The sequence below is a fragment of the Streptomyces telluris genome, assembly GCF_024519335.1.
GTDB lineage: Bacteria > Actinomycetota > Actinomycetes > Streptomycetales > Streptomycetaceae > Streptomyces > Streptomyces telluris.
Genome location: NZ_JANIID010000006.1, coordinates 262139 through 284318, shown reverse-complemented (window position 1 = coordinate 284318; position 22180 = coordinate 262139). Strand labels below are relative to the sequence as shown.

At 75.5% G+C, this 22180-nt stretch carries 16 protein-coding genes and 2 pseudogenes; 7 read left to right on the top strand and 11 right to left on the bottom strand.

What is annotated here, in order from left to right; translation table 11 throughout:
- Positions 1 to 55: 55 nt before the first annotated feature.
- The 3 genes from NQU55_RS09965 to NQU55_RS09955 form a co-directional block, all read right to left on the bottom strand.
- Positions 56 to 1138 carry a prenyltransferase/squalene oxidase repeat-containing protein gene (locus NQU55_RS09965; protein ID WP_168094674.1) on the bottom strand — a complete coding sequence of 361 codons (1083 nt, stop codon included), beginning with the start codon at positions 1136 to 1138 and terminating at the stop codon, positions 56 to 58.
- A complete protein-coding gene (locus NQU55_RS09960) occupies positions 1135 to 1869 on the bottom strand; it encodes a class I SAM-dependent methyltransferase (protein WP_168094675.1) in 735 nt (244 codons plus the stop codon). Before NQU55_RS09960 ends, NQU55_RS09965 begins: the two co-directional genes overlap by 4 nt.
- A gap of 136 nt (positions 1870 to 2005) precedes the next feature.
- Entirely contained in the window at positions 2006 to 3379 is a 1374-nt protein-coding gene (locus NQU55_RS09955) for a glycosyltransferase family 4 protein (RefSeq protein ID WP_372504670.1), read from the bottom strand.
- Positions 3380 to 3600: 221 nt separating this feature from the next.
- On the opposite strand from NQU55_RS09955, the gene NQU55_RS09950 reads away from it, so the two are divergent.
- Both NQU55_RS09950 and NQU55_RS09945 read left to right on the top strand, forming a co-directional pair.
- The gene (locus NQU55_RS09950) at positions 3601 to 4239 is read left to right on the top strand and encodes a TetR family transcriptional regulator (RefSeq protein WP_168094676.1); all 639 of its coding nucleotides are present in this window, start codon (positions 3601 to 3603) and stop codon (positions 4237 to 4239) included.
- 193 nt (positions 4240 to 4432) lie between these two features.
- Positions 4433 to 5044, top strand: a complete 612-nt coding sequence (locus tag NQU55_RS09945) for a LuxR C-terminal-related transcriptional regulator (RefSeq protein WP_372504669.1) — start codon at positions 4433 to 4435, stop codon at positions 5042 to 5044.
- A 324-nt stretch (positions 5045 to 5368) separates the two neighbouring features.
- On the opposite strand, the pseudogene NQU55_RS37075 reads toward NQU55_RS09945, so the two are convergent.
- The 6 genes and pseudogenes from NQU55_RS37075 to NQU55_RS09915 all read right to left on the bottom strand — a co-directional run.
- Positions 5369 to 5947: pseudogene (locus tag NQU55_RS37075) on the bottom strand (ATP-binding cassette domain-containing protein); the annotation flags it as partial.
- A gap of 1117 nt (positions 5948 to 7064) precedes the next feature.
- Positions 7065 to 8768 (bottom strand): ABC transporter transmembrane domain-containing protein, encoded by a 1704-nt coding sequence (locus tag NQU55_RS09935; RefSeq protein ID WP_168094928.1) that lies wholly within the window; start codon positions 8766 to 8768, stop codon positions 7065 to 7067.
- Between the two features lie 114 nt (positions 8769 to 8882).
- Positions 8883 to 9008, bottom strand: a complete 126-nt coding sequence (locus NQU55_RS09930; protein WP_058044643.1) for a SapB/AmfS family lanthipeptide — start codon at positions 9006 to 9008, stop codon at positions 8883 to 8885.
- 84 nt (positions 9009 to 9092) lie between these two features.
- Positions 9093 to 11837 (bottom strand): class III lanthionine synthetase LanKC, encoded by a 2745-nt coding sequence (gene lanKC, locus NQU55_RS09925; RefSeq protein WP_168094929.1) that lies wholly within the window; start codon positions 11835 to 11837, stop codon positions 9093 to 9095.
- A gap of 143 nt (positions 11838 to 11980) precedes the next feature.
- Positions 11981 to 12235, bottom strand: a complete 255-nt coding sequence (locus NQU55_RS09920; protein ID WP_168094930.1) for a ferredoxin — start codon at positions 12233 to 12235, stop codon at positions 11981 to 11983.
- Positions 12232 to 13731, bottom strand: a complete 1500-nt coding sequence (locus NQU55_RS09915; protein ID WP_256790272.1) for an aldehyde dehydrogenase — start codon at positions 13729 to 13731, stop codon at positions 12232 to 12234. The genes NQU55_RS09920 and NQU55_RS09915 overlap by 4 nt, the downstream gene beginning before the upstream one ends.
- A 453-nt stretch (positions 13732 to 14184) precedes the next feature.
- On the opposite strand from NQU55_RS09915, the gene NQU55_RS09910 reads away from it, so the two are divergent.
- The 5 genes and pseudogenes from NQU55_RS09910 to NQU55_RS09890 all read left to right on the top strand — a co-directional run bounded on the left by NQU55_RS09910 (position 14185) and on the right by NQU55_RS09890 (position 20405).
- Positions 14185 to 15471, top strand: a complete 1287-nt coding sequence (locus tag NQU55_RS09910; protein WP_168096857.1) for an SCO2321 family membrane protein — start codon at positions 14185 to 14187, stop codon at positions 15469 to 15471.
- Positions 15472 to 15512: 41 nt separating this feature from the next.
- On the top strand, positions 15513 to 16199 hold the full coding sequence (locus tag NQU55_RS09905) for an SCO2322 family protein (RefSeq protein ID WP_256790299.1): 687 nt from the start codon (positions 15513 to 15515) through the stop codon (positions 16197 to 16199).
- Positions 16196 to 17344, top strand: a pseudogene (locus tag NQU55_RS09900) (energy-coupling factor transporter transmembrane component T family protein); the annotation flags it as partial. The gene NQU55_RS09905 and the pseudogene NQU55_RS09900, both read left to right, overlap by 4 nt.
- A 413-nt stretch (positions 17345 to 17757) precedes the next feature.
- Positions 17758 to 19443 carry an ABC transporter ATP-binding protein gene (locus NQU55_RS09895; RefSeq protein WP_256790270.1) on the top strand — a complete coding sequence of 562 codons (1686 nt, stop codon included), beginning with the start codon at positions 17758 to 17760 and terminating at the stop codon, positions 19441 to 19443.
- Positions 19444 to 19559: 116 nt separating this feature from the next.
- Entirely contained in the window at positions 19560 to 20405 is an 846-nt protein-coding gene (locus NQU55_RS09890; protein ID WP_256790297.1) for an ECF transporter S component, read from the top strand.
- Here NQU55_RS09890 and NQU55_RS09885 read toward each other — a convergent pair.
- Both NQU55_RS09885 and NQU55_RS09880 read right to left on the bottom strand, forming a co-directional pair.
- A complete protein-coding gene (locus NQU55_RS09885; protein ID WP_256790268.1) occupies positions 20393 to 21481 on the bottom strand; it encodes an amidinotransferase in 1089 nt (362 codons plus the stop codon). The genes NQU55_RS09890 and NQU55_RS09885 overlap by 13 nt on opposite strands.
- A 79-nt stretch (positions 21482 to 21560) precedes the next feature.
- Positions 21561 to 22097 (bottom strand): GNAT family N-acetyltransferase, encoded by a 537-nt coding sequence (locus NQU55_RS09880; protein WP_256790266.1) that lies wholly within the window; start codon positions 22095 to 22097, stop codon positions 21561 to 21563.
- Between the last annotated feature and the right edge of the window lie 83 nt (positions 22098 to 22180).

Genomic DNA, 22180 nt, shown 5'->3' with positions numbered 1-22180 from the left:
CTGACAACTCCCCCGACCAGCCCGGACGTTCGGATTCCGGTTCACGCGTGCGCCGCTAGGCGCAGCAGTCCGGCTCCAGCCCGGAGGGCAGCCGCTCCCCGCCGAACACGGTGGTCGTCGCCTCGTCGCCGCCGAGCGCGGCCGCCGCGAGCAGCAGCGAACCCGCCGTCCACGTGGTGCGCTCCTCCGGCCAGACGGCGTCGTCGTCGTAGACGTAGCCCGTCCAGTACATGCCGTCCTCGGCCCGCAGGTGCTGGATCCACTGCAGGATCTGCACGGCGCGGTCGGACTCCCCCATCACCCACAGCGCGAGGGCGAGCTCGCAGCTCTCGCCGCCCGTCACCCACGGGTTGGGCAGCACGCAGCGCACGCCCAGGCCCGGCACCACGAAGCGGTCCCAGCCCTCCTCTATGCGCTCCTTGGCGGCGACGCCGGTGACCGCGCCGCCGAGGACGGGGTAGTACCAGTCCATCGAGTAGCGGCCCTTGTCGAGGAACCGCTCCGGGTGGCGGCGTATCGCGTGCGCGAGCAGGCCCGTGGCCAGCTCCCAGTCCGGCTGCGGCTCCTCGCGGTGCTCGGCGATGGCCAGGGCGCAGCGCAGCGCCTGGTGGATGGACGAGGAGCCGGTCAGCAGCGCGTCCGTGACGGGGGTGCCGTCGTCCTCGCGCTTCCAGCCGATCTGCCCGCCGGCCTGCTGCAGCGCCAGGACGAACTCGACGGCCGCGTAGACGGTCGGCCACATGCTGTCGAGGAAGGCGTCGTCGCCGGTGGCGAGGTAGTGGTGCCAGACGCCCACGGCCACGTAGGCGACGAAGTTGGACTCGCGGGAGCGGTCGGTGGGCTCGTCGGCGGCGCCGTCGGCGTAGGCCGCGAACCAGGAGCCGTCGCTGTTCTGGTGACGGGCCAGCCAGCGGTAGGCGGCCTCGGCGCGCCCGTGCTCGCCGGCGGCGTCGAGGGCCATGGCGGCCTCGACGTGGTCCCACGGGTCGAGGTGGTGGCCGCGGAACCACGGGATGGCGCCGTCCTCGCGCTGGACGGCGGCGATGCCCGCGACGGTGGCGGTGACCTGCTCGGCGGTCAGGACGCCGGGCAGCACGAGGCGCTCGGTGCGGCCGGAGCCGCGGCTGAAGAGGGTCACGCGTCCGCCCCGGCGGGCAGGTGCGGCTTGGTCGCGTACGCCACGAAGCTCTTGCCGATGACCGGGTTGAGGGCCTGCTCGGCGACCCGGGTGGCCAGGGGCTTCTTCATGATGTCCCAGACCAGCAGCTTGTGGTAGGCGCGGACGGGCAGCGCCTTGTCGTTGTCGACGCCGAAGGCGCACTTGAGCCACCAGTAGGGGCTGTGCAGGCCGTGGGCGTGGTGGGTGCCGTACGGCTCCAGGCCGGCCTCGCGCATCCGGTCCAGGAGTTCGTCGCCGCGGTAGATGCGGATGTGGCCGCCCTCGACCTCGTGGTAGGCGTCCGAGAGCGCCCAGCAGATCTTCTCCGGCCCGTAGCGCGGGACGGTGACCGCGATCCGGCCGCCCGGCTTGAGGACGCGCACCATCTCGGCGAGCACGCCCTTGTCGTCCGGGATGTGCTCCATGACCTCGGAGATGATGACGACGTCGAAGCTGTCGTCGGGGAAGGGCAGGGCCAGGGCGTCGCCCTCCATGGCGGTGGCGGTGGCCCCGGCCGGGGCCTCACCGGCCTCCTTCATGGCGGCGAACCACTTGGCGACCTCGCGTATCTCCTCGCCGTTGCGGTCGAGCGCGACGACGCGCGCTCCGCGCCGGTAACACTCGAAGGCGTGCCGGCCCGCGCCGCAGCCCAGGTCGAGGACGCGGTCGCCTGCGGCGAGCGGGAAGCGGGAGAAATCGACGGTCAGCACGGGTATTTGCCTTCGGCCGGCGGGACGGGGTGGTTGACGGGTGCGTACGGGTGACGGCCGGCGGGACGCCGCCGGACCGCGCCGCGGTGGTCGCTCGCCGCGGCGGACGGGCCCCGCGGCGTGGTGCCGGGCCGCACTAGCCTCGCCGTCCGGCGGGCCGGGCGCCCGCGAGGGCGATCGCCTCGCGGTAGTGGCGGGCCGTGCCGAGCGCGGCCTCGCGCCAGGTGAAGCGGGAGAGGACGCGTTCGCGGCCCGCGGCGCCGAGGCGGCGGCGGAGTCCGGGGTCGCCCAGGAGCCTGCCCAGGGCGGAGGCGAGGGCTCCGGAGTCGCCCGGCGGGACGGCCAGACAGGTCTCCCCGTCGGGGCCCGCGACCTCCGGTATGGCACCGCCGGTGGTGGCCGCCAGCGGCGTGCCCGTGGCCATGGCCTCGGCGGCCGGCAGCGAGAAGCCCTCGTACAGCGACGGCACGCAGGCGACCTGCGCCGAGCGCACGAGGCCGACGAGCTCGGCGTCGGTGATGCCCTTGACGAACTCGACGGCGCCCTCCAGCCCGAAGCGCCGGATCGCGGTGGCGACCGGCCCGTCCTCGGCGCGCTTGCCGACGACCACCAGGTGCGCGTCCGGGTGGCGGCGGCGGACCACGGCCAGCGCCTCGATCAGGTGGATGAGCCCCTTGAGGGGGACGTCCGCGCTGGAGGTGGTGACGATGCGGCCCGGGACCTCGGGCACGGACGGGTCGGGAGAGAACAGGTCGGTGTCCGCGCCGATGGGCACGACGTGCACCCGCTCGGCCCGGACGCCGAGGTGGTCGACGATCTCCTGGCGCGAGGAGCCGGAGACGGTGAGCACGGACGGCAGCCGGCGGGCGACCCGCTTCTGCATCCGGGTGAAGCCGTACCAGCGGCGCACGGAGGCCCGCCGCTTCCAGTCCTCGGCGGCGGCGAGGTCGAGCTGCCGGTCGACGGTGATGGGGTGGTGGACGGTGGTCACCAGCGGAGCGCCGATCGCGGCGGGGCCGCCGAGGAGCCCGTAGCCCAGGGTCTGGTTGTCGTGCACGACGTCGAACCGGCCGCGCCGCGCGGCGAGATGGCGCCGGGCGCGCAGGCTGAAGGTGAGCGGCTCGGGGAAGCCGCCCGTCCACATGGTGGAGACCTCCAGCGCGTCGATCCAGTCGCGGTACTCGTCGCGGCCGGGCGTGCGGAAGGGGTCCGGCTGGCGGTAGAGGTCGAGGCTCGGGAGTTCGGTGAGGGTCACGCCCTCGTCGAGGACGGGGTACGGCTGGGAGCCGATGACCTCGACGCTGTGCCCGAGGCGGGCGAGTTCGCGGGAGAGGTGGCGGACGTAGACGCCCTGGCCGCCGCAGAACGGGTTGCCCTTGTAGGTGAGCATCGCGATGCGCAGGGGGCGGTCGCCGTCCCCGTCCCGGAGGGCGTCGCTCCGCGCGTCCTGCCCCGTGCGCGCCTCGCGCGCCGCATGTGCGAGAGCTGCCTCAGTGGCCTCAGCGGTCACTCCCCCGGCCTCCTTCTGGCTGCTGTTCCGGCCGGAGCGTAACCGGTCGCGCTAATCTAGAACAAGTTTCAGACTGGGTCGTCCAGAAGCCTCGAATCTACCGGCCGGAAAGGCGGTCGCCAGGACCGGATCGGGTGATTCGCGCCACGGCCCGGCCCCTGCCATGCTGTGCCGTCCGGGCCGGACAGACACCCTGGATGGATTGCCACGGAATGGGACATATGACGACGGAACCCAAGTCGCCGACCGCGCGGGCCGTGCCCGCCGGACCCAGCCTCCCCCTGACCGAGCGTCAGGAGGCCCGCCGCCGCCGGATCCTGCAGGCCACCGCGGAGCTCGCGAGCCGCGGCGGCTTCGACGCCGTGCAGATGCGCGAGGTCGCCGAGGCGGCGGGCGTCGCGCTCGGCACGCTCTACCGCTACTTCCCCTCCAAGGTGCACCTGCTGGTCGCCACCATGCAGGACCAGCTGCAGCGGCTGCACGGGACGCTGCGCAAGCGCCCGCCCACGGACGCCGACCCGGCCGCGCGCGTGGCCCAGACCCTGATGCGGGCCTTCCGCGCCATGCAGCGCGAACCGCACCTGGCCGACGCCATGGTGCGCGCCCTCACCTTCGCCGACCGCTCGGTGAGCGCCGAGGTCGACACCGTCTCCCGGCTCACCACGGCGATCATCCTGGACGCCATGGGCCCGGCCGGGCCGCCCTCCCCCGAGCAGCTCTCCGCCGTCCGCGTCATCGAGCACACCTGGCACTCGGCGCTCATCACCTGGCTCTCGGGGCGCGCTTCGATCGCACAGGTGCGGATCGACATCGAGACCGTCTGCCGGCTCATCCGGCTCACTACCCCACAACAGGCCTGACGCGCTACCCCCGGCACCCGATTCATGAGGGGCGCTTTCGAGTGAACTTGGGGCGCACGTGGCGGAATTCATGCGCCCTTGCGCCCCCTCCATGTCCGGTATACGCGCCCGGAGCGGTGGCACACGCCGGTATGAATGAGCGTCGGTGTCCGGTGCAGCAGACGCTGCGCGGGGGAGCGGAAAGGCGGGGGCCGTGATCCGGGTTCTTCTGGTGCATGACACCTATCTGCTGCGAGCGGCGCTGGCGGCTCTCATCGGCAGAGAGCCGGACCTGGAGGTCTCGTCGGCGTCATGGCAACGCGCGGTGGCCATGTCGGACTCGCTGCGGCCGCACGTGTGCGTGGTGGACATGGACAGCCCGGAGGCCGGCGGCCCGGGCGGCCTGCGGGAGCTGTCCGGGCACGGTGACGCGCGCGACGACAGGGTGGCCCTGCTCGCCCTGGCCAGTGCGGGGCGGCCGGGGCCGCTGCGCCGGGCGTACGAGGAGAAGGCCCTGGGATACCTGAGCAAAAACGCTTCTCCCGACCGGCTCGTCGAAGGGATACGGCATGTGGCGAACGGCGAGCGGTACATCGACGAGACGCTCGGCTTCGGCTTCCTGGAGGCCTCGGAGATCCCCCTGACCAGACGCGAGCTGAGCGTGCTGTCACTCGCGGCGGAGGGGGCGTCCGTCGGGGAGATCGCCCGCAGCCTGCACCTGTCCAACGGGACGGTGCGCAACTACATGGCCGCCATCACCCGCAAGACCGGGGCGCGGAACCGGGTCGACGCGATCCGTATCTCGCGGGTGGCGGGGTGGGTGTGAGGGGCTGTGGTGCGCGGGATTCGCGGGGCGCGCGGGTTCTGCGGATTCCACAGCCTCCGCGGCGCCCATGAGGTCGCGGTAGAGCGGGGACCGCGCCAGCAGCTCGTGGTGCTCCCCGCAGGCCGTGTCCGCGCCGTCCATCACCAGGACGCGGCCGGCCCGGCGGGCGGAGGCGGCCCGGTGCGCGATGACGACGAGGGTGCCGCCCGGGCGGCGCGCGAAGGCCCGCTCCGCGCGGGCCTCCGCGACGGGGTCGAGGTGACAGGTCGCCTCGTCCAGCACGGCCAGGGGGGCCGGCGACAGGTACGCCCGGGCCAGGGCGATCTGCTGCCGCTCCCCCGCCGAGAGCTCCGCCGGGGCGAGGGGGGCCGCGAAACCGCCCGCGCGGCGGACGAGTTCCTCCATGCCGAGCGCCTCCGCGACCGCCCGCAGCTCCTCCTCCGGGACGGGGGCGGCGCGCAGATAGCCCAGGTTGTCGGCGAGCGTCCCCGAGAACACGTACGCCTCCTGCGGGATCAGCACCCGCTGCGCGGCGGCTGCCGCCGTGCCCGCCCGGGCGCCGCCCACGGTGACCTCGCCGCCGCCCGGGCGCAGGAGGCCCGCGACCAGCCCGGCCAGCGTCGACTTCCCGGCGCCGCTGGGGCCGACGACCGCGAGGTGCGCGCCCCGGGGCAGCGTCAGGTCCAGGTCCCGTACGACGGGGTCGGCGCGGTCGCCGTACGCGAAGGTGAGGCGGCGCAGTTCGAGGGCCGGGGCCGAGGCGAAGGCGGACGGCGGGGCGGCCGGGGGAACGTCCGCGAACCCGGTGACCGCCGGGCCCCGCTCCGTCAGCCTGCGCACCACCACGGCCAGGCGCGAGCCGCTCGTACCGAGGCCGTGGACGAGGTTCTGCAGCGCGGGCATCAGGGACTGCGTCAGATAGGCCAGCGCGCCCACCAGGCCGCCCGCGGTGACGCCCCGGTCCAGCAGCCACGGCGCCCCGGCCAGCAGGAGCACCAGCGGCAGCTGACCGGCCAGGGCCAGGGCCACGACCCGCACCACGGACCAGCGGGCGAGCGCACGGGAGGCGTGCAGCGCGGCGTCGGTGAGCGCGCCCGTCTCCGCGCGGACGCGGGGCTCGGCGCCCGCCGCGGTGACGTCGCGCAGGCCGGAGAAGACGTCGCCGAGCGCGGCGGCGAGGGCCTCGTCCGCGGCGAGGTACGCCTCCTGGCGGCGGGCCAGCGGGCGCAGCGTCGCCAGGAACAGGCCGAGGCCGAGCACGAGGGGCGGCGCGACGACCGCCAGCAGCGGGGGCGCGAGCAGGAACAGGCCCGTCAGGGCGCCGGCCGCGGTGAAGACGAAGGAGCGCGAGACCATGACCAGGCCGGCGAAGGCGTCACGGGCGATCTCCACCTGGTGCGTCAGCCGGGAGACGGCCGCGGTGTCGCCCCGGTGCAGGGCGCGGGAGACGACCGTCCTCACGAGGCCGTCCCGGAAGGGCTCCACGAGACCGGCGACGCCGCCGTACGTGCGCCCGGTCCCGTAGGCCCCGGCGACCACGGCCACCGCGGCTACCCCGAGCCACGCGAGCCCGGTGCGGGGCCGCCCGGCGAGAAACCCCCCGTCGAGCGCCTCGGCCAGCGCGTACCCCAGCGCGAAGGTGTGCCCGGCCTCCACGACGGACCACGCGAGCAGCGCCGCGACGACGCGCCGCCGCCCGGTGAGGTACCGGACCCCTCGCCGGACGAGCCCGGGCTCAACGGGTGTCACGGGGACCTCCTGCATCGGCGGAACACTTGCGGCCGGCCCGGCACCGCCGGGACGCGCCGCGGGACGACTCGCCGTCGCGGCGCAAGGGAAGCGGCTGACGTTCCGTCGGCTCCAGCAACCGGCCCGGCACCACCGCCGGACCCCGGGGACAGCCGAGGCCGGCCCGGCACCGCCGGGACCCGCCGCGGGACGACTCGCCGTCGCGGCGCAAGGGAAGCGGCCGCCGCGGCGGCCCGCCCCCGCCGGCCCGGTCGGCGGTCATGACGTCGCCTCAGGCATCGAAGACCGCCCTGTACTCCGGGTCGTCCCACAGCACGGCGTGGGGGGCCACCGCCCGTGCTCTCCCCTCGTGGAGCCACAGGACGCGGTCCGTGCTCGCGGCCGTGGTCACGCGGTGGGCTATCAGGACGCGCGTGGGGGCGGCCGCCGCGTGCAGGGCTGCCGTGACGCGGCGTTCCGTCGCCGTGTCCAGGCTGGACGTGGCGTCGTCCAGGATCAGGAGGCGGCCCGCGTGGGCGAAGGCGCGGGCGAGGCCCAGGCGCTGGGCTTCGCCGCCCGAGAGGGGGGCGTCCGCGCAGGGCGTGTCGTAGCCGCGCGGGAGGCGCCGTACGAAGTCGTGCGCGCACGCCGCCCGTGCCGCGGCCTCCCGCGCCCCGCGCCCCGGCGTGACCGCCCCGAAGCCGATCGTGCCGCCGACCGTGCCGCCCAGCAGCGCGGGCCGGGCGAAGGCGTGGCCGACGGCGCGGCGCAGGTCGTCGCGGCGGAGGGCGGGCAGGGGGACGCCGTCGAGGAGGACAGTGCCGGCGTCGGGGTCCGTGAGCCGGCCGGCGGCCTGCGCGAGGACGGACTTGCCGCTGCCGGAGCGTCCGACGACGGCCAGCGACGTCCCGCCGGGCACCGTCACGCTCACGTCCTGCAGGACGCTGCGCCCGCCCCGCACGACGCTCACCCCCCGCAGCTCCAGCGTGCCCGGCCCGGGCGGCAGGCTCCGCTCGCCGTAGGGGACTTCGGGCACGGCGAGGACCTCCGCGGCGCGGGCGGCCGCGGCACGGGCGCGGGCCGCGGCGTTGAGGTGGCCGACGAGCATGCCGACGCCGGTGGCGAGGACGGCGTAGCGGGAGGCGGCGAGGAGGTCTCCGACGGTGAGGAGGCCCTGGGAGAGCCGGAAGCCGGCGACGGCGAGGACGGCGATCTGGAGCAGCGGCACGAGCGTGCCGGCCTGGGCCGTGGAGCGGCCCTGGACGCGCCACATGCGGTGCCCCTCGCGGGAGAGCCCGGGCAGCGGCCGCAGGATGCGGGCCTCTTCGCGGGCGGCGGTGCCGGCGGCGGCGATGGTGCGGGCGCCGCCGAGCGCTTCGACGAGGCGCCCGGCGATGTCTCCCTGGAGCTGCTGGTAGCGGGCGACGCAGTCCGTGGAGGCGCGGGTGAAGGCGCGCAGGAGGGCGGCGAGCAGGGGGGCGCCGGCGAGGAAGGCGAGCGCGAGCCAGGGGTCGATGAGGCCGAGGGCGACGATCCCGCCGACGGGGCCGGCCACGGAGGCGGCGGCGTGGGCGAGCGTGGCGGGCGCGGTGCCGGTGTCGGCGGCGTTGCCGACGAGGCGGGTGACGAGGTCGCCGGGCGGGAAGCGGCCGCCGGCCGCCGGGCCCGCGGCGAGGACGTGGCCGAGGAGCCGGTGGCGCAGCCGGGCGGTGGCGCGGGCGGCGGTGGTGCCGGTGAGGAGTTCGGTGAGGGCGTCGAGGGCGGCGGGGCCGGCGACGAGGAGCGCGCACAGGGCGACCCAGCGGCCGGCGTCGGCGCCGCGGCGGGCGAGGAGCAGGTCGAGGGTGTGGCCGAGGGTGACGGGCAGCAGCAGCGCGGCTCCGGTGGAGGCGACCGCGAGGAGGGCGAGCGCGGCGGCGCGGCCGGCGCTGTGCCGGGTGGTGCCGAGCAGCAGCCGGTCTCCGGCGGAGGCCGTGGCGGTGCGGGTGTGTGCCATGGATCGGTGGCCCTCGCGTCCGTACCATCCGTAGGGGAAAAGCGGACCCGGGCGGGCCCCTCGTCGCAGGAGGGGCCCGCCCGGTGCCGGATCAGCGTCGGATCCGGTGCCGGATCACAGACAGATCAGCACGCTGGCGGTGCTGACGCAGGAGAGCAGGCTGACCGTGCTCTGGCCGCCGCCGCCGTGACCGCCGGTGTTCTCGTCGGACTCCATGTTCTGCAGGTCGAGGAGCGCCATGGTCGTGTTCCTTTCGTGGGGTTCCCGTGGGGACGGGGTTCGGTTTCTCTTGTTCTGTTGCTACGTGCCACTTGCGTTTTCTTGCTACGGCTCCACAACGGCATGGAGCCGGCTTCGGGGCCCTGGTGGGGGCGGGAGGAACGGCAGCTGCGCGGGGCCCGCGGGCCGGGCGCCGTCGTCGTCGAGGGCGGCGGCGAGGGCGAGCAGGCAGCCGGCCGTTCCGGTGGCGAGGTCCATGGACAGCCGCATCATCTGGCTGCCGGGGTAGGCGAGTTCGCCCTGGTAGGACATGGCGTACCAGGAGAGCCCGCGGACCTGCGCGGCGAGGTGCTCCGCGGTCGCGCCGGGCGCGGTGGTGCGGGCGAGGTGCAGGATCATCCCGGCCCGGCCCTGGAACAGCCCGGGCTGGGCGTAGAAGCGCGAGCGGGCGGCGGTGAGGATGTCGTCGCGGGCTTCCGTCAAGTACGGGTCGGGGTCCGGGGCGTGGGCGAGGAAGTCGTCCAGGACCATGCCGATGCCGGCGCTGCCGTCACCGAGGTAGGGCATGGTGCGCCAGCCCTCGTCGACTTCGAGGGTGCCGTTGTCCGTGCGGGTGCAGCGGGCGAGGTCGGTGCGCAGGGCCTGCTCGGCGAGGTCGAGGAGGGCGGGGGCGCCGGTGCGTTCGTACAGCCGCAGGAAGAGCAGGGCGGGCCCGCTCGCGCCGCGCAGGAGGCCGGCGCGCCGGCGGGGTGCGCCGGCGTCGTCCTCCCGGCCGGAGGATGCGGCGGCGAGCCGGTCGGCGAGGAGCTGGGCGGCTTCGACGGCCTGGTCGTGGAGCTGGCGTTCGCCGGTGGTGCGGGCGAGGTGGTCGAGGGCGAGGCCGACGCCGGCCAGGCCGCTGCGCAGGTCGGAGGTGAGGCGCTGCCACTGCTCGCCGAGCATGAGCCCGGACAGGTCCAGGGCACGCCGGGTGTGGCCGAGCCGGTCGAGGGTGCAGGCGACGCCGGCGAGGCCGTCGTAGAGGCCGAGCGGGGTACCGGACGGGACGGGGGCCGTGTGCCGCAGCAGCCACCGCTCGCCCTCTTCGTAGCGCTCGGCGCCGGCTTCGGCGAGGGCGTGCAGGACGCCTGCGGCGCCGTGGGCGAGGCCGAGGCCGCCGCCCTCGGCGAACTGGGCGATGTCCCCGGGGAAGAGGCGGTCGTCGCGCTCCGGCGTGGCGGAGGCGAGGAGGGCGCGGACCATGGACGCGCGGGCGCGGGGCCAGTCCTCGGCGGGGTCGGGCAGGTCGTGCGGGGCGAGGGCGCGGCCGGCGCCGGGGGCCAGGGTGCGGGTGCGGCGTCCGGGCGGGCCGGAGGCCTCGGCGGGGGCGGGCGCGGCCGCTTCCTCCGGGGCGGCCCCGCGCGTGATCTCCGCGACCGCCTCGTCGAGGAACTCCCGCGGCACCGGGAACTGTCCGGCGATCACGTCGGCCAGGTGGGCCGCCTTGGCCCGGTCGATCACGAAGAGCGTGGTGATGGGCAGGAAGAGGGCGAGCCGCAGGCAGGCCAGGGCGTAGCGGTCGACGTCGGCGCCGCGGCGGTCCGGCGGGGCGAAGAAGCCGGGGTGGGCGACGACCTGCCGGCCGTGCTCGGAGGCGGGCGCGGCGGCCTCGAAGTCGATGAGGACGACGGAGTCTTCGCCGGGCGCGACCATGATGTTGAACATGTGGAGGTCGTTGAAGACGACGCCCCGCGCGTGGACCTTCTCGACGGCCTCCTCGACGGCGCGGTGGATGCGCAGCGCCCACGCGGTGTAGTCGGCGGTGGCGGTGGGCTCCGGGTCCGCGGCGAGCAGCGGGTGGCGGTGGGCGAAGAAGGAGTTGAGGGGCTTGCCCTCGACGAAGTCCATGACGAGGAAGCGGTGGTCGCCGATGGTGAGCCAGTCCCGCGGCTCGGGGGCGACGCCGAGGCCGGCGAGCCGCTCCAGGGCGTCCTTCTCGCGCTCCAGGCGGGCGACGGCGTCGGCCCCGTCGGCGGCGAGCCCGGCGTGGGGGCGGCCTTCCTTGAGGACGACCTTGCGGCCGTCGCGGGTGTCGGTGCCGGCGTAGACGCCGCCGCCGTTGGAGAAGTGCAGGGCCTTCTCGATGCGGTAGGGCAGGTCGGCGACGGTGGTGGCGTTGCGCGCGGCGAGGTGCGGGGCGAGGAAGGCGGGCAGCGTCACCCACGCGGGGACGTGGAAGGCGGGGTTGCGGGAGTCGGGGACGAGCTTGCCGTCCCCGTCCTCGATCGCGGGCACGAGGGAGCCGCGCCCGTCGATGCAGAAGCGGCGGGTGAAGGCGCCGTAGCGGACGTAGAGCGGGCCTTCGTGCCAGCGCAGGTCGGTGAGGACGTACGGGCCGGGGCGGCCTCCGATGATCTCGTGCAGCCCGGCGAGGACGGTGTGCAGCTGTTCCTCGCCGGAGGGGTAGACGGTGACGAACTTCCCGCTGTGGCCGCGCTCCGCGTACTTGTTGTTGCGCAGGTGGAGCAGGTGGGGGCCGGGGACGAACTTGAAGGGGATGTCCCGGGCGACGCAGTAGTCCCAGACGTCGGCGGCGGTCTTGTCCGCGGTGTCGGCGGTGGCGGAGACGTGGATCTTCCAGCCCTGGAGGGGCTGCCCGGGCCGCGGGCCGCCGTCCTCCCCGGCGGGGAAGACGTGGAGCCAGTCGCCGTGGCGGGCGGTGCTCCAGCCGGCGGGGGCGGGGCGGCGGGCGGTCTCGTACCAGCCCGCCTCCTGGGATCCCTCGCCGCCCGCCCCCGGGACGGACAGCCGGTCCGGGGTCTCGTAGAAGTGCCTGTCGGCCAGGCAGTAGACCTCGTACCGCGCGTCCATCGTCGCCCCCCTCGGCTGCGTTGCCTAGAGATTTCCACGCCGTGAGGGGACCGGCCAGTCACATGTGTCATCAAGGAAGTGTGCGGAACGCATGAGTAACAACGCGCGTGCGTGCGAACGGCGTTGCTGCACACGCTCCGGGTTCACTCCTCCGGAGGGAAGTCCGGAGGAAAGACGGGCTCACCCGTGTCCAGGACGCTGATCGTGATCGCCTCCACCGGGCAGCTCTCGGCGGCCGTGAACAGCGGGCCGGAGGCGTCCGTCTCCTCCGCGACCGGGCGCGAGCGCCGTCCCGCGTCGAGCGCGAACGCCTCCGGCGCGTTCCCCGCGCACATCCCCGAGCCCACGCACAGCCCCCGGTCGACCCGCACGCGCCAGCGCCCGCCCTCCCCGCTCACGCCTCTCCCCCGGCCGGCCCGCCGTGCCCCGCCGGCAGGTGGATCGTCTTGTGCTCCAGGTACTCGGCGAAGCCCTCGGGCCCGAACTCCCGCCCCAGGCCGGAGTTCTTGTAGCCGCCGAAGGGGCCGAACATGTCGAGGCCGAAGGTGTTGACCGAGTACGTGCCGGTGCGCACCCGGCGGGCGACCTCTATGCCGCGCTCGGTGTCGCGGGTCCAGACGCTGCCGGAGAGCCCGTAGTCGGAGTCGTCGGCGATGTGCACGGCCTCCTCCTCGGTGTCGTAGGGCAGCAGGCAGATCACCGGCCCGAAGATCTCCTCGCGGGCGATCCGCATGGCGTTGGAGACGTCGCCGAAGAGGGTGGGCTCGACGTACCAGCCCGTACCGTGGTCCGCCGGCCGGCCGCCGCCGGCGAGCACCTTGGCGCCCTCGCGCTGCCCGAGCGCGATGTACTCCAGCGAGCGCCGCCGCTGCCGCTCGGCGACGAGCGGGCCGACCTGGGTGGCGGGGTCGAGGGGGTCGCCGACGACGAGGGCGGAGGCGGCCGCGGCGAAGCGCTCGGCCAGCTCCGCGTAGTGGGCGCGGGGGGCGAGGATGCGGGTCTGGGCGATGCACGCCTGGCCGTTGTTCATCCAGGCGGTGGGGACGATGCCGGCGACGGCCGCGTCCAGGTCGGCGTCCGGCAGGATGATCGCCGCGGACTTCCCGCCGAGCTCCAGGGTGACGCGGGTGAGGTTGCGCGCGGCGACCTCCATGACGCGCTTGCCCGCCGCGACCGAGCCGGTGAAGGCCACCTTGTCGACGCCCGGGTGGCCGACGAGGTACTCGCTGACCTCGCGCTCCGCGGGGAGGACGGACAGCACGCCCTCCGGCAGGCCCGCCTCGGTGACGATCTCCGCCAGCAGGTAGGAGTCCAGGGGCGTCTCGGGCGAGGGCTTGAGCACCACCGAGCAGCCGGTCAGCAGCGCGGGCGCGAGCTTGGCCGCGGCCACCAGCTGGGGCATGTTCCACGGCACGACGGCCGCGACGACGCCGACGGGCTCGCGCCGCACCAGCAGCGGCCCGAGGGCGCCCGCCCGCCGCTCCTCGCAGGGCAGGTCGCGGGCGACGGCGATGGCGCAGTCCCACACCATCATCGCGCCGAGGGCCTGGGCGAGGACGCTCCAGGAGTAGGGGGAGCCGTTCTGCGCGGAGACGGCGCGGGCCAGCTCCTCGTGCCGGGCGGCGATGCCGTCCTTGATCCGGGTGACGACCTCGATGCGCTCGGCCGCCGGCCGGTCCGCCCAGATCCCGGAGTCGAAGGAGGTGCGGGCCGCGGCCACGGCGCGGTCGACGTCCTCGCGCGAGGCGTGCGGGACGCGGCCGATGACCTCCTCGGTGTGCGGCGACACGACGTCGATGACGGCGCGGCCGGCCGGGTCGGTCATGGTGCCGCCGATGAAGAGCTGCCCGTGCTCGATCAGTCCGTTCCCGTCCCGGTTCAGGTCCCGGTTCATGTCCGATGCCTCCCGCGCGTCTGCGGAGCCCCGAGCGTCGAATCTGACGCTGCATCAGACAGTTAGCAGCTCCTCCGGCGCCGGGGCAACGGGTCGGCGGGCTCGCCGGGACGACCGGGCCCCGACCCGGCCGGTTAAAGTGTCCGTGACAACTTCATCCCGCCTCGGAACGGGGGAAGCCGGTGCAAATCCGGCGCTGACCCGCAACCGTGACTACGGCCCGCCGCCCGGCACGGCCGTACGAGCCGGACCACCCGGGCCAGGCGGCAGGCTTCCGGAGCCGGTCGTACCGCCTGGCGGTGCCGCCCGGTCCACCGGCACCGTCGAGGTATGCGGAGCCGAGCCCGGTGCCACCGCGCGGAGCTCGCGGGGCGGCAGCCGCGCCCGGCTGCGCCACCGCGCACCCCGGCACGCCGGCCACCGCAGTGACACCCACCCGAGAGGCACGACCCCATGGCCCCCTCCCTCGTCGTCCACGCGCGCCGCGGCGCCGCGGTCCTGGCCACCGCCGCCGCCCTGAGCACGGCCGTGGTCCCCGCCGCCGTCGCCGACGCCTCCCCGTCCCCGGCCGCCCCCGGGCTCTACGGCACGGCGGACCCCAAGTTCGACGGCGTCTTCCGGCAGTCCCTGGCCTTCATGGCGCAGAGCGCGGTGAACGTCACGCCGGCCAAGGAGGCCGTCGACTGGCTCACCGGCCAGCAGTGCGCGGACGGCGGCTTCCCCGGCTACCGCGCCGACACGGGCAAGGCGTGCGACCCCAAGAAGGACGAGTTCACGGACGCCACCGCCGCGGCCGTGCAGGGCCTGGCCGCCGCCGGAGGCCGCTCGGAGGCCGTCAGGAAGGGCCTCGACTGGCTCAAGGCCCACCAGAACGAGGACGGCGGCTGGGGCTACCAGGCCGGCAGCCCCAGCGACGCCAACTCCACCTCCATCGCGCTCGGCGCGTTCGCCGCGGCCGGCCAGGACCCGGGCAAGGAGGCCGCCAAGGGCGGCAGAAACGATAAAAACGCGACCGAGACGCTGCTGACCTTCCAGCTCGGCTGCGACGCGAAGGAGGAGGGCGAGCGCGGCGCGTTCGCGTACCTCAAGGACGACAAGGGGCTGCGCGCCGACAACCTCGCCAGCGCCGCCGCCGCGCTCGCCACGCGCGGCAAGGGCTACCTCGTCCAGCCCCCGAAGAAGGACGCCGACCAGCCGGTCAAGCCGCTGGAGTGCTCCGGCGACGCCCAGGCGAAGCCCAAGGACGCCGCCGCTGCCGCCGAGGCCGTCGACGGCTACCTCGTGGCCACCATGGACAAGAACGGCGGCTACCTGCTGCCGTCCATGCCCGGCGCCCCCGCCAAGCCCGACCACGGCAACACCGCCGACGCCGCCCTCGCCCTCGCCGCCGGCGGCCACCGCTCGGCCGCCGAGAAGCCCCTGAAGTGGCTGCAGTCCAAGGAGAGCGGCACCGCCGAGTGGGCCAAGGGCCAGCCCGGCCGTCTCGCCAAGCTGATCCTGGCCACCCGTGCCGCGGGCGGCAACCCGCACGACTTCGCGGGCACCGACCTGGTGGAGCAGCTGAACGCCACCGGCCCGGCCCCGGAGAAGAAGGCCACCGGCGGCATGGGGACGGAGGAGGAGAAGAAGGACGACGACTCCGTCACCATCAACGTGTGGTGGATCGTGGGTGTCGGCCTGGCCTTCGGCGCCGGCATCGGCTTCCTGATCAGCGGCCGCAAGAAGAAGCAGCAGCTGTGACCCGAGCCGCTGCGGCACGCGGCACGGTGACGCGCGGCACGGTGGCACGCGGCGGCGTGGCCGCCGCGGTCGCCGCCGTGCTCCTCACCCTCCTCGGCGCCGCCCCCGCGCAGGCCGCCGGGTACCGGTACTGGTCGTTCTGGCAGGGCTCCGGCGGGCAGTGGGCATACGCCACGCAGGGACCGGCCACGGCCCGGCCCGGTGACGGCGAGGCCGTCGGGTTCCGGTTCGCTGTCAGCGCGGACTCCTCCGACGCCGCGAAGCCGCGCGCCGCCGCGGACTTCGCGGCGGTCTGCGCCGGCACGCCCGCCCAGGACGGTACGAAGCGCGTCGCCGTCGTCCTCGACTTCGGCACGGCCGCGGACGCCCCCGAAGGCGAGACGCCGCCCGCCGCCCGTACCGCCTGCGCCCGGGTGGGCGAGGACGCGAGCGCGGGCGAAGCGCTGGCCGCCGTCGCCAAGCCGCTGCGCTACGACTCCTCCGCCCTGCTGTGCGCCATCGCCGGCTACCCGCGAACGGGCTGCGGCGAGCAGGTCGGCGGCGCGAAGAAGGAGTCCCGGGGCGGGAGCGCACAGCCCAGCCCGACCGGGAGCGAAGACTCCGGCGGCACGGGCTCCGGCTCCGGCGACGAGGACGGCGGGCCCTCGGCCGGCCTGATCGGCGGCATCGCCGCCGTGGTCGTCCTAGGCGCCGCGGCCTTCTGGCAGGCCCGCCGACGCCGCGGATGAGCGACAGGAAAAAGCCGCCGCGGGGCGGGGCGAGTGCCGGGGCCGGGGCCGGGGCCGGCGGTGGCACCGGGGGCGCGCCGCTCACCTCGCGCGCCTCCGCGCTGCACGCGGGCGCCTGGTGGGTGTGGGCACTCGGCCTGGCCGCGGCGGCCTCCCGCACCACGAACGTCCTGCTGCTCGGCCTGCTCATCGCCGTCGCCGGCTACGTCGTGGCCGCGCGGCGCACGGACGCGCCCTGGGCGCGCTCGTACGGGGCGTTCCTCAAGCTCGGCCTCGTCGTCATCGGCATCCGGCTCGTCTTCGCGACCGTGCTGGGCTCCCCGATCCCGGGCACGCACACCCTCTTCGTCCTGCCGGAGGTGCCGCTCCCGGACTGGGCGCGGGGCGTGCGGCTCGGCGGCCGGGTGACGGCCGAGGGGCTGCTCTTCGCGTTCTACGACGGTATGAAGCTGGCCACGCTGCTGGTGTGCGTGGGCGCGGCCAACGCGCTCGCCAGCCCGGCGCGGCTGCTGAAGTCCCTGCCGGGGGCGCTGTACGAGGCGGGTGTCGCGGTCGTCGTCGCGATGACGTTCGCGCCGAACCTCGTCGCCGACGTCCAGCGGCTGCGCGCCGCCCGCCGCCTGCGCGGGCGCCCCGACCACGGCCTCGCCGCCCTGCTGCAGGTGGGCCTGCCGGTGCTGGAGGGCGCTCTTGAGCGTTCCGTGGCGCTGGCGGCGTCGATGGACGCGCGGGGCTACGGCCGCACGGCCCGGGTGCCGCGCGCGGTCCGCCGCACCACGAGCGCGCTCACGCTGGGCGGCCTGATGGGCGTCTGCGCCGGCACGTACGGGCTGCTCGCCGACCAGGGCGCGGGCTACGGCATGCCCGTCCTGCTGGCCGGCCTCGCCGCCGCGCTGGCCGGCCTGTGGCTGGGCGGCCGCCGCTCCGTGCGCACGCGCTACCGGCCGGACCGGTGGGACGTACGGGCCTGGCTGGTGTCGGGCTCGGGCGTGGCGGTCGCGGCCCTGATGATCCAGGCGAACACCTACGCGGCGGCCGCGCTGCACCCGCCGGCGGTGCCGCTGACGGCGCCGCAGCTGCCGGTGTGGCCGGCGGCGGCGATCCTGATCGGCCTGCTCCCGGCGTTCGTGGCCCCGGCGCCGCCCGGCGGGGGCGCACGGGATGCGGCCGCCGGGGCGGGGCGCTCGGGGCGCGTGCAGCGAGCCGCCGGGGCGGGCCCTGCCGAGCGGCGGGCAGCCGGACCGGGGACTACCGGACCGGGGGCTACCGAGCCGCGGGCAGCCGGACCGGGTACCACCGAACCGGAGGCGGCCGGGCCGGATGCCACCGAACCGGAGGCGGCCGGGCACCGCCGGGCAGGCCGGTGGGGGCGGAGCACCGCTGCGGCGGGAGAAGATGCCCCGGCCCCGCCCCTCCACCGTTCCCCGCGGCTGCGCCCCGGCCCCCGCGGGTCCGGCGGCGAGCCCCCGGAGGGTCTCCCGCCGCGACGGCGCTCAGCCCCCGCCGGGGAGCCCGGCGGTGCCAAGACCACCGAGACCCCCACCCCCGAGGAGCCCAAGTGATCCGCTTCGAGCAGGTGTCGGTGACCTACGACGACGCCGAGGCACCCTCGCTCCAGGAGGTCGACCTCAGCGTCCCCGAGGGCGAACTCTGCCTGCTCGTCGGCCCGTCCGGCGTCGGCAAGTCCACCCTCCTCGGCACCGTCAGCGGCCTCGTCCCGCACTTCACCGGCGGCACCCTGCACGGCCGCGTCACCGTCGCCGGCCGCGACACCCGTACCCACAAGCCGCGCGAACTCGCCAACGTCGTCGGCACCGTGGGCCAGGACCCGCTCGCGCACTTCGTCACCGACACCGTCGAGGACGAACTCGCGTACGGCATGGAGTCCCTCGGCATCCCCCCGCACACCATGCGGCGCCGCCTCGAGGAGACCCTCGACCTGCTGGGCCTCGCCACCCTCCGCGACCGCCCCATCGCCACGCTCTCCGGCGGCCAGCAGCAGCGCGTCGCGATCGGCTCGGTGCTGACCACGCACCCGAAGGTGCTGGTCCTCGACGAGCCGACGTCCGCCCTGGACCCGGGCGCGGCCGAGGAGGTGCTCGCCGTCCTGCAGCGCCTGGTCCACGACCTGGGCACCACGGTCCTGATGGCCGAGCACCGGCTGGAGCGGGTCGTGCAGTACGCGGACCGCGTCATCCTGCTGCCCGGCCCCGGGCACGCCCCCGTCATGGGGGAGCCGGCCGAGGTCATGGCGGTGTCGCCGGTCCACCCGCCCGTCGTCGACCTGGGCCGGCTCGCCGGCTGGTCGCCGCTCCCCCTGTCCGTACGGGACGCGCGCCGCATGGCGCCGCCGCTGCGGGAGCGGCTGGCCCCGCTGGCGCCTCCGGCCACGGCCGCCCCGCAGGGCGCGGAGGGCGTCGCGGCCCGCCCCCGCCGCGCCGGTTTCCTGCGCAAGGCCCGCCGCACGGCGGACACCGGCCCCTCCCCCGCCGCGGCCGCCGCCGGGCTCGCCGTCCGGCACGGCCGGCTGGTGGCGCTGCGCGACGTGAACCTGTCCGTACGGGCCGGGGAGACGGTCGCGCTGATGGGCCGCAACGGCGCGGGCAAGTCCACGCTGCTGCGCACGCTCGTCGGCATGCACAAGCCCGCCGCGGGCTCCGTGCGCGTGGGCGGCGTCGCCCCGCAGAGCACGCCCCCGGCGGAACTGCTGCGCCACGTGGGCCTCGTACCGCAGGAGCCGCGCGACCTGCTGTACGCGGACACGGTCGCGGCCGAGTGCACGGCGGCCGACGGCGACGCGGGCGCGGAGGCGGGCACCTGCCGCGCGCTCGTCTCCCGGCTCCTGCCGGACGTCCCCGGCACGACGCACCCGCGCGACCTGTCGGAGGGCCAGCGCCTCGCGCTCGCCCTCGCGGTCGTGCTGACGGCGCGCCCGCCGCTGATCCTCCTCGACGAGCCGACCCGCGGCCTCGACTACGCGGCCAAGCACCGCCTGGTGGGGATCCTGCGCGCCCTCGCCGCCGAGGGGCACGCGATCGTCCTGGCCACGCACGACGTGGAACTGGCCGCGGAGCTGGCCCACCGGGTCGTCGTCATCGCCGACGGCGAGATCGTCGCGGACGGCCCGACCGCCGAGGTGGTGGTCTCCTCGCCGGCCTTCGCGCCCCAGGTGGCCAAGGTCCTGGCGCCGCAGCCGTGGCTGACGGTGGGGCAGGTGCGGGACGCGCTGGAGGAGGGGCCGTGACGGACGCAGCACCGGACCGGGGGAACCCCGCACCGCACCGGAGGAACCCCGCACCGGCCCACGAGAACCCCGCACCCGGCCGCAAGGGCCCCGCCCCCGACCGCCAAGCGCGGGCGATCCGCCTCGGCAGGCGCTCGATCGCGGCCCTGCTCCTGGTCTCCGCGACCGGGGTGGCGGCCTTCGGCTGGCCCCTGCTCGCCGGCTCCGCGTCGGGCCTCGCGCACTCCCAGGACGCGCCCTGGCTGTTCGCGGCGCTGCTGCCGCTGCTGCTGGCCGTCGTGGTGGCGGCCATCGCCGACTCGGGCCTGGACGCGAAGGCGATCGCGATGCTCGGCGTCCTGGCGGCGGCGGGCGCGGCCCTGCGGCCGCTGGGCGCGGGCACGGCGGGCATCGAGCCGATGTTCTTCCTGATGGTGCTCTCGGGCCGGGTCCTCGGCCCCGGCTTCGGCTTCGTGCTCGGTGCGGTGTCGATGTTCGCGTCGGCGCTGCTGACGGGCGGCGTCGGGCCCTGGATGCCGTTCCAGATGCTGTCGATGGGCTGGGTGGCCATGGGCGCGGGCCTGCTGCCCGGCCCCGACCGCCTGCGCGGCCCCCGCGAGGTGCTGATGCTCGCGGGCTACGGCGCGGTGGCCTCCCTCCTCTACGGCACGGTGATGAACCTCCAGGGCTGGCCGTACATCGGCTCGCTCGCCACGGGCGTGTCCTTCGTCCCGGGCGACCCGGTCGAGGAGAACCTCGCCCGCTTCGTCGCGTACTGCCTGGCGACGTCCCTGGGCTGGGACGTGCCGCGCGCGGTCGTGACGGTCACGGCGACGCTCACGCTCGGCCCGACGGTCCTGAAGGCGCTGCGGCGGGCGACGCGGAGGGCGGCGTTCGACGCACCGGTGACGTTCGGGGAGCCGCCGGGGCGGACCGCGGCCGCGGAGGACCCCGCCGGTCACGGTCACGGTCACGGGAAGTAGGACTCCAGCGTGCCGCGGCGCCGGACGTCCAGCGTCGCGCAGTGGAACGAGCCGCCGAACGGCGCGTAGTGCAGCAGGTCGCACGGGACCGGCTCGAACCCCCACCGCTCCAGCGCGCGCAGCATGCGGGTGTGGTGCCGCTCCGCGACCACCCTGGTGCCGTCGATCACCAGGACGTTCAGGCTGAGCCACTTGCCGCACATCGAGGTGAGGCGGAGCAGCCGGTCCTCGATCGGGTCGGGTTCGGGGGCGACCAGGACGTCCCAGGAACGCAGGACGTCGGGCAGCCGGTCGACGTCGATGTACTCGGGGTTCACCAGCACCTTGCCGGGCGCGAGCGGCAGGAACGTCGTGTCGATGTGCATGGGCGTGCGGGAGCGGCTCTCGATCTCGTGGATGCGGTAGCCGGACCCGAGGTGGCGGCGCAGCCAGTCGATGCCCATGCGGTTGGTGACGTTGCTCGGCGTCACGAACAGGTCGCGTCCGGCGCGTACGAAATCCGCGGCATCGAACACCGGCTCGAACTCGGTGAGGATGCGGCGCACGGGCTCGCCCGGCGCGGGGACCCGGAAATCCGCCTCGAACAGCGCGTCGGTGAGCTGCGGTTTCGGCGCCGCCGTCCAGCGCGCGCCGCGCCGGAAGTAGTCCTTGAGGAGCGTGCGGTAGGGGTGGGTGTCGAAGTAGCGGCACGGCCATGCCATCGGGGTCTCGATGATCTCGTCGCCGATCACGAGCATGCTGTCGCGCGGGCAGGCGTTGGTGAATCCGCGTGACGACCAGTCGGGGGTGCCGAAGCGCCGCCTGTGGTCGGCCGCGTCCGGGCGCCGGACCGTGACGCCGAAGGACTCCAGGACCGCGATGAAGCGGTCGAGCTCCTCCTGCGCCCGCTCGACCAGCACCCGCGGATATCTGAAGCCTGCGGCGCGCCCCTGCAACCGCGCCGCCCACGGCGGGAGGTTGCAGGCCACGACGGGGTGGTCGGAAGGGATCGCCGAGCCGTCGAGGCGCCCGACGATGACCTCTTCCAGCGGGTCCCACTCGTTGTGCGAACGGACGGGCGAGACGAGAGGCTCCACAGCGTCGTAACTTACTGCACCCGACACGTCACCTGAAGCGACCGCGCGGGGGCTCGAAGCAACGCCGCGGGGGCTCGCGTCAGGCCCGGAGCCCCTTCGCCATCCACACCTCGGCGTAAGGGTTCTCCTCGGGGGTGTTGTACCGCGGGACGTGGGCGAACCCGTGCCGGGTGTAGAGCGCCACCGCCTCCACCAGATCCTTCCGCGTGTCCAGCAGGATCCGCTGCGCGCCCCACTCCCGGGCGACGGCCTCGGCCTCGGCCAGCAGCGCGGGCGCCAGCCCCTGCCCACGCGCGGCCGGCCGCACGTACATCCGCTTCAACTCGGCCGCCCCCCGCGCCCGGTCGAACCACCGCAGCCCCACACACCCCACCGGCTCCCCCTCCCGCCGCGCGACCATCAGCAGCCCGCCCGGCGGGTCGAGATCGTCACTGGGATCCTCGGCGAGATGCCCCTCGATCTCCTCGGGGGTGCACCGCCGCCCGAGATTGAGGACGTACCAGCGATCGGCGACGTCCGTCAGGTACTCACGCAGCAAGGCGACGGCCTCGGCGGAGCCGACGGACTGCGGAGCGATGCTCCACGAGGGGGCGGGGCGGGAGGCCGTACCGGTCATGCGGGCATGGTCGCACGGGTGTTCCGGCAGCGCGCCCGAATTATGGGCGGTGACCCGGAGGTGCCCTGGTCTGTTCTCCAGGA

Excerpts from the sequence above, each read along its gene's own strand:
- NQU55_RS09930 (WP_058044643.1), bottom strand. The coding sequence starts at position 9,008 with ATGGCGCTCCTCGACCTGCAGAACATGGAGTCCGACGAGAACACCGGC.
- lanKC (WP_168094929.1), bottom strand. The coding sequence starts at position 11,837 with ATGGACGCGCGGTACGAGGTCTACTGCCTGGCCGACAGGCACTTCTAC.
- NQU55_RS09935 (WP_168094928.1), bottom strand. The coding sequence starts at position 8,768 with ATGGCACACACCCGCACCGCCACGGCCTCCGCCGGAGACCGGCTGCTG.
- NQU55_RS09910 (WP_168096857.1), top strand. The coding sequence starts at position 14,185 with ATGGCCCCCTCCCTCGTCGTCCACGCGCGCCGCGGCGCCGCGGTCCTG.
- NQU55_RS09950 (WP_168094676.1), top strand. The coding sequence starts at position 3,601 with ATGACGACGGAACCCAAGTCGCCGACCGCGCGGGCCGTGCCCGCCGGA.
- NQU55_RS09915 (WP_256790272.1), bottom strand. The coding sequence starts at position 13,731 with ATGAACCGGGACCTGAACCGGGACGGGAACGGACTGATCGAGCACGGG.
- NQU55_RS09880 (WP_256790266.1), bottom strand. The coding sequence starts at position 22,097 with ATGACCGGTACGGCCTCCCGCCCCGCCCCCTCGTGGAGCATCGCTCCG.